This window comes from Novosphingobium sp. SG707 (genome assembly GCF_012275515.1).
In the GTDB taxonomy this organism is placed as follows: Bacteria; Pseudomonadota; Alphaproteobacteria; order Sphingomonadales; family Sphingomonadaceae; genus Novosphingobium.
Genome location: NZ_JAAZQL010000003.1, coordinates 649111 through 662050, shown reverse-complemented (window position 1 = coordinate 662050; position 12940 = coordinate 649111). Strand labels below are relative to the sequence as shown.

The 12940-nt window shown below is 65.6% G+C and carries 10 protein-coding genes; 9 read left to right on the top strand and 1 reads right to left on the bottom strand.

Annotated features, from left to right (window positions below):
• Positions 1-43: 43 nt before the first annotated feature.
• From FHW92_RS11810 to FHW92_RS11785, 6 genes are all read left to right on the top strand, one after another.
• Complete coding sequence (locus FHW92_RS11810; protein ID WP_168603430.1) at positions 44-1846, top strand: aminopeptidase P family protein; 1803 nt, start codon at positions 44-46, stop codon at positions 1844-1846.
• Between the two features lie 82 nt (positions 1847-1928).
• Positions 1929-2324 carry a VOC family protein gene (locus FHW92_RS11805; protein WP_168603429.1) on the top strand — a complete coding sequence of 132 codons (396 nt, stop codon included), beginning with the start codon at positions 1929-1931 and terminating at the stop codon, positions 2322-2324.
• The gene (locus tag FHW92_RS11800) at positions 2314-2715 is read left to right on the top strand and encodes a cupin domain-containing protein (RefSeq protein WP_168603428.1); all 402 of its coding nucleotides are present in this window, start codon (positions 2314-2316) and stop codon (positions 2713-2715) included. Before FHW92_RS11805 ends, FHW92_RS11800 begins: the two co-directional genes overlap by 11 nt.
• A gap of 206 nt (positions 2716-2921) precedes the next feature.
• A complete protein-coding gene (locus FHW92_RS11795; RefSeq protein ID WP_210428460.1) occupies positions 2922-3671 on the top strand; it encodes an EF-hand domain-containing protein in 750 nt (249 codons plus the stop codon).
• 12 nt (positions 3672-3683) lie between these two features.
• The gene (locus FHW92_RS11790) at positions 3684-4430 is read left to right on the top strand and encodes a response regulator (protein ID WP_168603427.1); all 747 of its coding nucleotides are present in this window, start codon (positions 3684-3686) and stop codon (positions 4428-4430) included.
• Positions 4427-5941 (top strand): ATP-binding protein, encoded by a 1515-nt coding sequence (locus tag FHW92_RS11785; RefSeq protein WP_168603426.1) that lies wholly within the window; start codon positions 4427-4429, stop codon positions 5939-5941. The genes FHW92_RS11790 and FHW92_RS11785 overlap by 4 nt, the downstream gene beginning before the upstream one ends.
• A 14-nt stretch (positions 5942-5955) precedes the next feature.
• On the opposite strand, the gene FHW92_RS11780 is transcribed toward FHW92_RS11785, so the two are convergent.
• Positions 5956-8706, bottom strand: a complete 2751-nt coding sequence (locus FHW92_RS11780; protein ID WP_246870072.1) for a M1 family metallopeptidase — start codon at positions 8704-8706, stop codon at positions 5956-5958.
• Positions 8707-8911: 205 nt separating this feature from the next.
• On the opposite strand from FHW92_RS11780, the gene pabB reads away from it, so the two are divergent.
• The 3 genes from pabB to FHW92_RS11765 are packed head-to-tail and all read left to right on the top strand — an operon-like array spanning position 8912 to position 12693.
• Complete coding sequence (pabB, locus tag FHW92_RS11775) at positions 8912-10762, top strand: aminodeoxychorismate synthase component I (protein WP_168603425.1); 1851 nt, start codon at positions 8912-8914, stop codon at positions 10760-10762.
• Between the two features lie 33 nt (positions 10763-10795).
• The gene (locus FHW92_RS11770; RefSeq protein ID WP_168603424.1) at positions 10796-11974 is read left to right on the top strand and encodes a pyridoxal phosphate-dependent aminotransferase; all 1179 of its coding nucleotides are present in this window, start codon (positions 10796-10798) and stop codon (positions 11972-11974) included.
• 14 nt (positions 11975-11988) lie between these two features.
• Complete coding sequence (locus FHW92_RS11765; RefSeq protein ID WP_168603423.1) at positions 11989-12693, top strand: RluA family pseudouridine synthase; 705 nt, start codon at positions 11989-11991, stop codon at positions 12691-12693.
• The last annotated feature ends 247 nt before the right edge of the window (positions 12694-12940 follow it).

The window sequence follows — 12940 nt, the reverse complement described above, 5'->3', positions numbered from 1 at the left end:
TCCGCAAGCCAGAGGTGTGGGAAACAAAGGAAAGCGCGTCCCAATGCCGAACAATATCCACACTGAACGCCTTGCCGCTCTGCGCGCCGAACTGGCCGCACAGGGGCTGGACGGTTTTGTCATCCCGATTTCCGATGAGCATATGAGCGAATATGTCGGTGCCTATGCCCAGCGGCTGGAATGGCTGACCGGCTTTGGCGGGTCGGCGGGGACGGCGGTGGTGCTGGCCGATCAGGCCGCGATCTTTGTCGATGGACGCTATACTTTGCAGGTGCGCGATCAGGTGGATGGCGCGCTGTATGAGTATCAGAATGTCCCGGCCACCAGCCCCGCCGCATGGCTGGGCGCGCATGCGCCGCTGGGGGCACGGATCGGTTATGACGCCTGGCTGCATGGCCGCCCATGGGCGCGGGCCGTGGAAAAGGCGCTGGAGCCGCGCGGCGCGACGCTGGCGGCGGTGGATCGCAATCCGGTGGATGCGGTTTGGGCCGATCAGCCGACGCGCAGCCTTGCCCCCGCCCTGCCCCATCCGACGGCTCTGGCGGGCGTGCCTTCGGAGGCCAAGCGCGCCGAAGTGGCCGAATGGCTGGGCGCGCGCGGGGCCGATGCGGCGGTGATTGCCGCGCTCGATTCGGTGGCGTGGCTGCTGAATATGCGGGGCACGGATGTGTCGCGCACGCCGGTGGCGCTGTCCTTTGTGGTGGCCCATGCCGATGGCACGGCCGATCTCTTCATCGCGCCCGAAAAGGTGACGCCCGAATTGCGCGCCCATCTGGGCAATGCGGTGCGGGTCTGTCCACGCGAGGATTTCGTCCCCGCGCTCCATGCGCTTTCGGGCAAGAAGGTGGTGGTCGATCCCGAACGCAGCGTGGCGGCGATCTTCGAGGCCCTTTCGGGCGCGCGGATCATCGAGGAGCGCGACCCCTGTGTCCTGCCCAAGGCGATCAAGAACCCCATCGAACAGGCGGGACACCGCGCCGCGCAGGCCCGCGACGGCGCAGCGGTGACGCGCTTCCTCCACTGGCTGTCCGTCGAAGGCCCCAAGGGCGGTATAACGGAAATGAGCGCGGCCGAGGCGCTGCACCAGTTCCGCCGGGAATGCGGCGACCTGCGCGACCTGTCGTTCGACACGATCAGCGGCGCGGGGCCGAACGGCGCCATCGTCCACTATCGCGTTTCGGAGGAAACCAACCGCGCGCTTGATCCTTCCAGCGTCTATCTGGTCGATTCGGGCGGGCAATATCCCGATGGCACCACCGACATCACCCGCACAGTCTGGATCGGCCCCGGCACGGCCCCGGACGAGGTGCGCGACCGTTTCACCCGCGTCCTGAAAGGTCATATCGCGATTGCCCGCGCGGTCTTTCCGGCGGGCACCAACGGATCGCAGCTCGACACGCTGGCGCGCCAATATCTCTGGTCTGCGGGTCTGGATTATGCCCATGGCACCGGGCATGGGGTGGGCAGCTTCCTTTCCGTCCACGAAGGGCCCCAGCGCATCGCCAAATCCAGCGGCGGACAGGCGGGCACCGGGCAGGAACTGTTGGCGGGCATGTTCCTGTCGAACGAGCCGGGCTATTACAAGACCGGAGCCTATGGCATCCGCATCGAAAATCTCGTGCTCGTCGAGGAGCGCACCATCGAGGGCGCGGAAGGCGCCTATTTCGGCTTTGAAACGCTGACCCATGTGCCGATCGAGCGCGCGCTGGTCGATGACCGCCTGCTGACCCGCGACGAGGTGGCATGGTGGAACGCCTATCACGCGCGGGTGGAAAGCATCATCGCCCCGCAATTGTCGGGCGAGGCGCTGGACTGGCTGAAGGAGCAATGCGCGCCGCTTGGGTGACGCTTGCGGGGGCGGGCTCGTTCCCATATTGTTCCATGGAAGGCGACTCGGGCTACCTCAGAGCGCCATCAGGAGAGCAATGATGATCGGCTATGTCACACTGGGCACGCAGGATTTGCGCCGCGCGGCGGAGTTTTATGACGCCATCGCCGCCGAAATGGGCGCAGGCCGCATGGGCGGCGATGAGCGCTATATCTCGTGGGGCGTGCCGGGCGGTCCGGCCGGGATCGGCATCACCCTGCCCTTTGACGGACAACCCGCCAGCGTGGGCAATGGCGTGATGGTCGCGCTGGAGGCGAAGGACCGCGATCAGGTCGACCGCCTTCACGCGCTGGCGCTGGAATTGGGCGGATCATGCGAAGGCGCGCCGGGCGAGCGTTTCCCCGGCTTCTACGTTGCCTATTTCCGAGACCGGGATGGCAACAAACTCAATGCCTTCGTCTTTGCCCCCGGATTTGGAGAAGGCCATGACGCATAATCTGGCCACCCATCCGGTCCACCTCGGCCTTGGCGGAACGGCCTGCGCGGAACCGGAATTTACCGGCATGGACTGGTACGGCGCCTATGTCGCGCGCCATGCCTCCGATGGCGTCGAGGGGCGGCTGGTCAGCCTGCATTCGTTCACGCAGGACTGGGATTCATGGGAAATGCATCCCGAGGGCGAGGAGGTGGTGATCTGCCTTGATGGCGAAATCACGCTGATTCAGGAGGATGCCCAAGGGGTGCGGCAGGAGGTGGCGCTGAGCGCCGGGGAATGTGCGATCAATCCGCGCGGGGTGTGGCATACGGCCAATGTCGCCGCATCGGCCCGGGTGCTGTTCATCACCGCAGGGTGGAACACGCAAGGCCGCGCGCGATCCGGCGGATAGTACGTAATGGGCAGGACCGGCGCGACAATTGGCGACAAAAATCGGCGGTTCCGGCATAATGGCGCGACAGTCGGGGCATAGAACAGCCATGAAAGCTGCAGCCGCCCCGGCCTCTCCCCTCCCCCTTCAAGGCATGGGTAACGGTTGCAGCTTTCATTCAACTCTCTTTTGCCCCCCAAGAAGAGTTCACTGTAAGGATCGCTAGGATGAGGAAACTTTCTATCGGGCTTTCCGCCATTGCCCTCATGGCGGTTTCGGCGGCCCATGCGCAGGCGCCCGCAACGCCCCCGGCGCCGTCTGCCGGCCCTCACGCCATGGGCCATGGCATGCCCCCCCGCGCCATGCCCCCGATGAAGGACATGACCCGCGCCGAAGCCAAGGCCCATGCCGAAAAGATGTTCGACATGATGGACATCAATCATGACGGCAAGCTGGACAAGGCCGACCGCGAGGCGCGCGAGGCCAAGCATTTCGACGCCATGGACACCAACCATGATGGCCAGTTGAGCCGCCAGGAATTTGAAGCCGCCCATGACAGGATGCGCGAACGGATGAAGCATGGCATGGGCGCCATGGGTGGCGATCATGACATGCCCCCCCCGCCTCCGGGCGGACCGGACGGCAAAATGGATCACGGCAACATGGGGCCGGGCGGCCCCGGCATGAAAGGTCCGCGCGGACATCATCGCATGGGCCGCGGCATGATGATGATGGGCCTGATGCGCCAGGCCGATCCCAATCACACCGGCACCGTGACCAAGGACGCCTTTGTCGGCGCCGCGCTCAAGATGTTTGACAGCGCGGATGCCAATCACGATGGCAAGGTCACGCCCGAGGAACGTCGCGCCGCAATGAAGGCTCATATGGGCCAGAACATGGGCGGGCGCGGTCCGGGTGGCCATCGCCCTGAACATGGCGGCCATGACATGCCGCCCCCGCCTCCTGCGGGGCAGTAAGGTAAGGTTGAAGTGAACAGCGACAGCGACATTACTCCGCTGCGCCTCCTGCTGGTCGATGACGAGCCGGATCTGCGCGAACCTCTGGCCTCCTATCTGGAGCGTCAGGGGTTTGCCGTCCGGCAGGCGGCCAGCGCGGCCGAGGCGCGCAGCATCATTGCCCTTGATGTGCCCGATCTGGTCTTGCTCGACATCATGATGCCGGGCGAGGACGGGCTGTCGCTGTGCCGCCATCTGACCGAGGCGCGTTCGATTCCGACGATCTTCCTGACCGCGCGCGGCGAGGCGACCGACCGGATCGTGGGGCTGGAGATCGGCGCGGACGATTATGTCGTCAAGCCTTTCGAGCCGCGCGAGCTGGTCGCCCGCATTCGCAGCGTGATGCGCCGCACCCATCGCGGGGCGCTGCCCGAGCTGCAGGCCAATGAGGATTTTCAGTTCGATGGCTGGCGGCTCGATCCGCTCAAGCGGCGGCTGATTGCGCCCGATGGCGCGATCGTGGCGATTTCCTCGGTGGAATTCCGCCTGCTGATGGCTTTCCTCGAACATCCCCGACAGGTGCTGGACCGCGACCGCCTGCTCGACATGGTGCAGGGGCGCGAGGCGCATCTGTTCGACCGCGCGGTCGACAATCAGGTCAGCCGCCTGCGCCGCAAGATCGAGGTGGACAGCCGCAATCCGCAATTGATCCAGACCGTTTGGGGCGGCGGCTATATGCTGGCCGCCGATGTGCGCCGGGTGCCCACGGTGGACGCATGAAACGCTGGGATCCCAGCCGGTTTCTGCCGCCCCGACTTTTACCGGGCAGCCTGACCGGACAGGTCATGCTGGCGCTGGCGGGCGCATTGTTGCTGGCCCAGACGATCAGCGCGATCCTGCTCTACAAGGCGCAGGCCGAATATCGCGAACAGCAGGTGACGCAGGAACTGGCGATGCGCGCGGCCATCGCGCTGCGCCACCGCGACGAGGTGGACGCTCCGGAAGGAGGCCCGCCCCCTCCTCCGCCCGGCCCGCCCGAGCGCGGCCCGCATCACCATGATGGCCCGCCGATGATGGTCGGGCGAGGGCCGGACGACATGCCGCGCGGGCCGCGCCCGGTGCGCATGGCCGATTTCCGCCCCAATCCGGGCGACGAGGCCAAGCCCGAAATCACCCAGCGCCTCAATGAGCTGCTCGGCTCGCAGGATCTGAAACCCCAGCATCTGATGGTGGTCGAGCGCGATATTGCCGACGATCCCTTCTGGAAAAAGCGCGTCGATCGCCGCTATGCGATGATGGGCGACCATGCCCCGCCCAAGCCCAAACATGTGCTGGTGGCCGCCGCGCAGGCGCAGACCGGCGGCGACTGGATGGTGGTGCGCTCCTCCGTGCCCGCGCGCGATCCGTGGCTGCTGGCCACGCTGATTGCCCAGACACTGTTCATCTATGCCGTGCTGGTGGGCGCGATTGCGCTGATCCTGCGACGGATCGCGCGACCTCTGGCGGCGCTGACCAGCCGGGTCGATCAATTCGCCCGCACCCGCGAATCCACCGACCAGCTTGAACCGCAAGGCCCCGCCGATGTGCGTCATCTGATCGAGGCGCATAATGCGATGGAAATGCGCATCACCTCGCTGATCAATGAAAAGGACGTGATGCTGGGCGCGATCGGCCATGATCTGAAAACGCCGCTGGCCGCGCTGCGCGTGCGGATCGAGAGCGTGGAGGACGATGCCGAGCGCGACAAGATGGCCAAGACCATCGAGGACATCACCCGCTCATTGGACGACATTCTCTCGCTGGCCCGCGTGGGCCGCCCCAGCGATCCGGTGGAATCGACCGAACTGGCCGCCCTCGTCGCCTCGATTGTCGAGGAATATGAGGATATGGGCGAGGATGTGGAATTCGACCACGCGCCGCGTCTGGTCATGCCCGTGCGCGCGACATGGCTGCGCCGGGCCTTGCGCAATCTGATCGGCAATGCGCTGCGCTATGCGGGCAGCGCGCAGGTGACGATGGTGCGCGAGGAGGCCGAGGGGCGCGGCTGGGCGGTGATCCGCGTGGTCGACCATGGCAAGGGGATCGGCGGCGACATCGAGAAGATGTTCGAGCCTTTCACCCGCGGCGAACCTTCGCGCAACACTGCCACCGGGGGCGCGGGCCTTGGCCTGACGCTGGCCCGCGCGATTGCGGACCAGCATGGCGGGCGGCTGACGCTGCATAACCAGACCGACGCGCGCGGAGCGGTCACCGGCCTGATGGCCACGCTCTGGCTGCCGCTTCCTGCCTGATTATGGCGGGCTGATTATTTGGCGCGCACCATCGCGGCGGAAACCTCGGCTGCGCGCGCGTCCTTCAACACGCCGCAACTATGGACCTGTTCGATGACGCGGGCCAGCTCCAGCTCGCCGGTCTTGCCCGCCAGCCGCGCGCCGAAATCCTTCTGGATCGCCTCGGATTTTTCCACCGAACAGAAGGTGCCGAACACCTGCGGCAGGCGCGAGGCAAGGAAGATGCCCGAGCTGCCCGAGAGCAGTTCATCGGCATGGGCGCGCAGCCAGTCATAGCCCATGTCGCGCGTCTTGGTGTTCACCGCCACGCCCATCACCAATTGCACCCTTTCGGACAGGCGCAAGCGCTTGTCCTTGGCATCGTCGAGCAGCCATTGCGCGACATCCGCCTTGCCTGACCCGGCCAGAGCCGAAAGCGCGGAGGGGCGGAACAGCGGGTCCTGCGAAGCCAGCGCCTGTTCAAACAGGGATTTGGCCGCCGCCATGCGGTCCGGCTGCGCCTCCAGCCATGCGCCAAGGCCCACGCCATACCATGCCGGATCGAGCGCCGCCTTGTTGCCCCCCAGCCATGCGCCCGCCGCGCCTGCCAGCGTGGAGAGCAGCGCCGGATCGCGCGCCACGCCCGCCATCTTGCGCACCAGTTGGGCGCGGCGCTGGGAAGCCTCGGCGTCCTCGCCCGCATAGGCGCCCAACGCCGGATTGAACCCTGCCTTGGTCAGCATCGGCGCATAGAGCCGCGTGAAGAAGGCGCGATAGGCCGCCTCGGCCGGGGCGTCATAGAAACCGGCGCGCTCGAGCGTCTGCATCCATCCGGTGGCCGCCGCGCCGGCATAGGAATCGGGGTTATTCACCATGGTACGCGCCATTTGCAGCAGCAAAGCGGGCCGCGCGCGCCCGGCCTGGAAACTGGCCCACAGGCTGTCGGCCACGGCCAGCGCCTCGCCGCCCGGAAGGCCCGCCGAAATCGCCAGCAGACGTTCCCAATCGGCCTGCGGCATATCGAAACGGTAATAGCCGGTGCCGCCCGCATTGGGAATCATCGCGCCATTGACGATGATGCTGATGATCGCCGCCTCGCCGTCCAGCAACTGGCACTGGCGGATCTTTTGCACCCGCACGCAAAAGGGGATCGACCATTTCTGGGGCGGGGCCTGCGTGCCCAACCGGGCATAGCGGCTCTGCACCGCGTAATATTCGCCCTTGCCGCCGCTGAAGGTCAGCAGGGGAATGCCCTGCTGGTCGGTAAAGCTCTGCATCGCGGGCAGGATGCGCGGATCGCCCGAAGCCTTGGCCAACGAGGCGAAGAAGTCGGCGCTGGTGGCATTGCCGTAGCGATGCGCGGCCATATAATCGCGCACGCCCGCCTTGAACGCATCATCGCCCATAAAGGCCGCGATCATCGCCACCACATGGCCGCCCTTGCCATAGGTGATCGAATCGAAGGCCGCGTCGATCTGGGCGTTGGTGTCGATTTTCTGATGGATCGGCCGCCCCGCCAAGAGGGCGTCGGTGCCCATCGCGGCAAAGCCTTCCTCCAGCGCGCCCGCGCCGATGTTGAGATCGCCCCGCCACTCGTTGCCGATGCGATAGCCCATCCAGTTGGCAAAGCTCTCGTTGAGCCAGATGTCATCCCACCACGCGGGCGTCACAAGATCGCCGAACCATTGATGCGCCAGCTCATGCGCGACCACCATGCCGAAAGCGCGCTTTTGCGCCGTGGTGGCCGCATCGTCGAGGATCAGCAGATTGTCCTGATAGAGGTCGGCCCCGGCATTCTCCATCGCGCCGGGCATGACGGGCGCGGTGATCTGGTCCAGCTTGGGATAGGGGAAAGCGGTGCCGAAATAGTTTTCCAGATGGGTGACGATGCTCTTGCTGTTCTCCAGCGCGAAGGCGAGCTTGTCCTTGTTCTGCTGGGTCGAAATGATGCGCAGGGGCAAAGGCTTATCGCGCTGGGGCGTGGACGCCACCTCGCCCTTGGCCACAGCAAAAGGCCCCACCATCATCGCCACCAGATAGGAGGGCAGCGGCGCGGTCTGGGCAAAGCGGTGGATGGTCTGCGCGCCGTCATCGACCGTATCGGTTTCGGGCGCATTGGACACCGCCGTCATGCCCTTGGGCGTGCGCAGCGTGACGGTGAAGGGCTGCTTATACCCCGGCTGGTCAAACGAGGGGAAAGCCGCGCGCGCGTCGATCGATTCAAACTGGGTCCAGCTATACCACGCATCGCCCACTTTCACGCGGAACATGCCCTGCGGCCCGTCCTGAAACGCGGCGTCATAGTCAAAGGCGAAAGTGGCCTGACCGGCGGGCAATTCCTCGTCAAACGTCAGCAGGGCGACGCCGGTGTCGTCCACCTGTTTCCAATGGCCCGCAAATTTGCGCCCGTTGACGTTGGCGCTGACCCGCGTGACATTGAGATCGCGCCCATGCAGATAGACATAATGCGACGCCCCGTGGAGCAGCGCGTCAATCTCGACATGGCCGGAAAAGCGCTCCTTGGCCGGATCGACGGAGAGGTCGAGGCGGTAGAAGGCGGGTGTCACCGCGCCATCCAGCCGCCCGCGCGGCGCGGGAGGCGGGGGCGGCAATGGCTGGGCCGGGGCAGCGGGGGCCGCCACAGGCTCGGCAACAACGGGCGCGGGCGCGGCGGGTGCGGGATGGCGGGCAACCGGGCGCGCCGCAGGATGGGGCGCGGCCCATACCCCATGGGGCAGCATCATGGCGGCGCAAAGCACAGTGCCAAAAAGCCGATGATGACGCATGATCGCTCTCCCCCCGGGCGCTCCCCGCCCCGTTCATGATGGCCCGCCAGTCGACAGGGCCGAACGGGCCAGCCCCTCCAATTCGTCCAATATAATGCGATGTTAGGCCATTTCTATCGCTTTCTTCGGGCAAAGCGCATCACGGACGCCCGTCGAACAAAGGGATTTTGCAACCTTGGCCCGACATCGCTAGAAGCCGCGCATCATGGGAGATTCCATAAGAAACGACCGGCGCCGTGACGCGCCCTTTGTTCTGCTCGACGACGCACGGGCCGGAGAACAAGGCTGTGCGCGGCTCTATACCAATCCCCGCGAGATCATCGTCGCGCGGCGGCCCGAAGAGGTCGCCCCGGCGCTGGCGCGGATCGAGGCGCTGATCGCGCAGGGTTACGCCTGCGCGGGCCATTTCGGCTATGAGGCAGGGTTGGCGCTGGAACCACGCCTCGCCCCTCTGGCCGCGGCGCGCAGCGGGGCCGATGGGCCGCTGGTGTGGATGGGGGCCTTTGAAGGCTGGCAGGATATGTCGGGCGCGCAGGTGGAGCAATGGCTGGCCGGGCATGCCGCGCATGATCCGGCGCCCCGGATCGGCCCCATGGTACCCGCCATCGGGCCGGGGGCCTATACGTCTGCCTTTGGCCATATTGCCGAAGCGATCCGCGCGGGCGACATCTATCAGGCCAATTTCACCTTTCCGCTGGCCGGACCATGGGCGGGCGATCCGCTGGCGCTCTATGCCCAATTGCGCAGCAGCGGCGGGGGCGGCCATGGCGGCATCTTGTTCGACGGCCAATATTGGCTGCTCAGCCTCTCGCCCGAATTGTTCTTTGAGGCACAGGGGCGGGATTTGCGCGCCAAGCCGATGAAGGGCACCCGCCCGCGCGGCGCCACGCCCAAGGCCGATGCGGCCTTGGCGCGCGAACTGGTCGAAAGCATCAAGGATCGTTCGGAAAATCTGATGATCCTTGATCTGATGCGCAATGACATCGCCCGCGTGTCCGATGCGGGCAGCGTGCGAGTGGACGCACCCTTTGCCATCGAATCCTATCCCACCGTGCATCAGATGGTCTCCACCGTAACGGCGCGGCTGGAGGAGGGACGCTCTTTGGTCGATGTGATCCGGGCGCTGTTTCCCTGCGGATCGGTGACGGGCGCGCCAAAAATCCGCGCGATGGAATTGATCCATGCCCATGAACGCGATCCGCGCGGGATCTATTGCGGATCTCTGGGCCATATCGACCCGCCAACGCCCGGTAATTCCACTGGATGCGCCGCATTCAATGTGGCAATCCGCTCTTTGCGTCTGGCGCCCGATGGGAAAGCGGTGCTGGGCGTGGGGTCGGCGGTGGTGGCGGATTCGCATGCCATCGACGAATGGCGGGAATGTCTGGTCAAAGGGGGTTTCGTGCATCAGCCAGCGCCGGACAAGAGGATTGCGGCCTTCGATCTGATCGAGACCATGGCCTTTGATCCCGAACAGGGCGTACCTCTGCTGGAGGCGCATCTGGAGCGGATGAAGGAAAGCGCTGGCGAACTGGGTTTTTCCTTTGACCGCCACGGCGCGCGCAATGCCATCCATGCGCTGTGTTTCGAGGTGGAAAAGCCCTCGCGCCTGCGCCTCGTGCTGGGGCGCAGCGGGGCGGTCAGTGTCGAGGTCGGGCCTTTACCCGCACCTTTGGACGCGGCCGGGCCGGTGCCGGTCATCGCCCTGCCCATCCCGCTCGACACGGGCGACTGGCGGCTGCGGCACAAGACCTCCGACCGCTGGTTCTATGAAGCGGGCCTGCGCGCGGCGCGGGCCGAGGGCGCGAAGGAGGCGATCTTTGTCCGCGACGATGGGCTGATCACCGAGGGCTGTTTCACCAGCGTCTTTGTCGAACGCGACGGAATGCTGTTGACCCCGCCTTTGGCGCTGGGCCTGTTGCCGGGGGTTTTGCGCCGGACGCTGATCGAGGAAGGGCGCGCGCGTGAGGCGGAATTGACGCTGGAGGATCTGGAGGAGGGATTCTTTATCGGCAACGGCCTGCGCGGCTTGATGCGGGCGCAGCTTTGCGCTTGATGGCGCAGCGCCTTTGCGCTTAACGCGCTTTCCATGAACATCTCCCAGGCCCTCTCGCGCATCCAGCCCTCGCGCACCAACGCCATGACCGACCGCGCCATCGCGCTGCGCGAGGAAGGCCGCGACATCATCTCGCTGTCCGTGGGCGAGCCGGATTTCCCGACCCCGCCCCATGTGGTGGCCGCGATGAAGGATGCGCTGGATGCGGGTGACACGCGCTATACGGCGGTGGCCGGCACGGCGGCGCTGCGGCGCGCCTCGGCGCTGCATTATGAGCGCGATCTGGGGCTGAAGGTCGCGCCTTCACAGGTGCTGGTGTCCTCGGGCGGGAAACAGTCGATCTTCCTCGCGCTGATGGCCACGCTCAATCCGGGCGATGACGTGCTGATCCCCGCGCCATGGTGGGTGTCCTATCCCGAAATCGTGCGCTTTTCGGGCGCGAGCGTGGTGCCGGTGGCGACTTATGCGGCCGATGGTTTCCGGCTCTCGGCCGATGCTCTGGCCGCCGCGATTACGCCGAAGACCCGCTGGCTGCTGCTCAACAGCCCCGGTAACCCGACGGGCGCGACATACAGCGCGGCGGATTTGCAGGCGCTGGGCGAGGTGCTGCGCCGCCATCCCCAGGTGCTGGTGCTGAGCGACGATATTTACGCGCCGCTGCGGTATAATGGGGGCGTTCATGCCACGCTGGCGGTGGAATGCCCCGATCTGGCCGAGCGGGTGCTGACCGTTTCGGGCGTGTCGAAGAGCCATGCGATGACCGGGCTGCGCATTGGCGTGGCGGCGGGGCCGGAATGGCTGATCGGCGCGATGGGGCGTTTGCAAAGCCATGTCTCGGGCAATGCCTGCTCGATCTCGCAGGCAGGCGCTGTGGCCGCGTTTGAAGGGCCGCAGGAATTCCTGCTCGACTGGCGCGAGAGGTTCCGGGCGCGGCGCGACCTTTGCGTCGATGCGATCAACGCGATTCCCGGCCTGTCGACGCCGATCCCCGATGGCGCGTTCTATTGCATGATCGATGCCGCGCCCCTGATGCCCCGCTTTGGCGATGATGAAGCGTTGGCCATGCATCTGCTCGAAAACGGCGTGGCAATTGTCGCGGCCAGCGCCTTTGGCGGCGCGCATTGCGGCTTTGCCGGTTTCCGCATCTCCTTCGCCGCCGATGAGGCGAAACTGACGCAGGCCTTCGCCCGGATTGCTTCGGCCCTCAAATGATCTATGGGGTGGGCATGAACATTCCCATCCTGTTTGAAGACGGCGAAGCGCTGATCGTCAACAAGCCCGCCGGCTTGCCCCTCGACCGTCCGCGCAAGGGCGGCGTGGCTCTGGAAGATTTCCTTCCCGATCTGCGCCTTGGCTTTGCGCGCGAGCCGCTGCCGGTCCACCGCCTCGATCAGGACACGTCGGGCTGCCTGCTCTTGGCGCGCAATCCCAAGGCGCATAAGCGATTCTGCGCCGCGTTTGAGGCGCGCGTGGTGTCCAAGCGCTACCTTGGCGTGGTCAATGGTCCGGTGCGCAAGGAATCGGGCACGATTTCGCTCAACCTGCTCAAAACCTCGAGCAAATATGGCGGTTGGCGGATCGTTGCCTCGCACGAAGGCAAGCCCGCCGTCACCCACTGGCGCAAGATCGCCGAAGTGGACGGGATGACGCTGGTCGAATTCCGCCCCGAAACGGGCCGCACCCACCAGATCCGCGTCCATGCGCAAAAGGGCCTCGGCGCGGCGCTGGTGGGCGATCCGATCTATGGCGACGGCACGGGCGCGGCGCGCACGATGCTTCACGCAGTCGAACTGACCGTCCTGCGCGAGGGCAAGCCGCCGATCCATGCCGTGGCGCCTCTCCCTGAGGATTTCATCGAATTGGGATTTGAGGAAGGGATGGATTTGGCGAAGGTTTGGGAACAGCAGGGCGAGGAAGATCAGGGGGAGTGAGGGTTTTGCCTCCGGCGGGCAAAGGGTGTTACACCCTTTGCAATCCCATTAATGTTTTCGTTGCGCCAAGGGTTCAGCGTTAAGCTTTGGACGCAGCGTCAAAATTTGAAAGCCTGCGGCGCCAACCAGCGCCACTTCGCCGCGCCGCAGACTTTAAAAAACCAATCACCCACCTCCGAACCGACGCGCCCCCCATTAATGGGATTGCAAAGGGCCCCCGCCCTTTGCCCGCCGGAGGCATAACGCC

What these genes read in the sequence shown, in the direction of transcription:
- FHW92_RS11795 (WP_210428460.1), top strand. Translation starts at nt 2,922, where the DNA reads ATGAGGAAACTTTCTATCGGGCTTTCCGCCATTGCCCTCATGGCGGTT.
- FHW92_RS11810 (WP_168603430.1), top strand. Translation starts at nt 44, where the DNA reads ATGCCGAACAATATCCACACTGAACGCCTTGCCGCTCTGCGCGCCGAA.
- FHW92_RS11805 (WP_168603429.1), top strand. Translation starts at nt 1,929, where the DNA reads ATGATCGGCTATGTCACACTGGGCACGCAGGATTTGCGCCGCGCGGCG.
- FHW92_RS11785 (WP_168603426.1), top strand. Translation starts at nt 4,427, where the DNA reads ATGAAACGCTGGGATCCCAGCCGGTTTCTGCCGCCCCGACTTTTACCG.
- FHW92_RS11770 (WP_168603424.1), top strand. Translation starts at nt 10,796, where the DNA reads ATGAACATCTCCCAGGCCCTCTCGCGCATCCAGCCCTCGCGCACCAAC.
- pabB (WP_168603425.1), top strand. Translation starts at nt 8,912, where the DNA reads ATGGGAGATTCCATAAGAAACGACCGGCGCCGTGACGCGCCCTTTGTT.
- FHW92_RS11800 (WP_168603428.1), top strand. Translation starts at nt 2,314, where the DNA reads ATGACGCATAATCTGGCCACCCATCCGGTCCACCTCGGCCTTGGCGGA.
- FHW92_RS11780 (WP_246870072.1), bottom strand. Translation starts at nt 8,706, where the DNA reads ATGCGTCATCATCGGCTTTTTGGCACTGTGCTTTGCGCCGCCATGATG.
- FHW92_RS11765 (WP_168603423.1), top strand. Translation starts at nt 11,989, where the DNA reads ATGAACATTCCCATCCTGTTTGAAGACGGCGAAGCGCTGATCGTCAAC.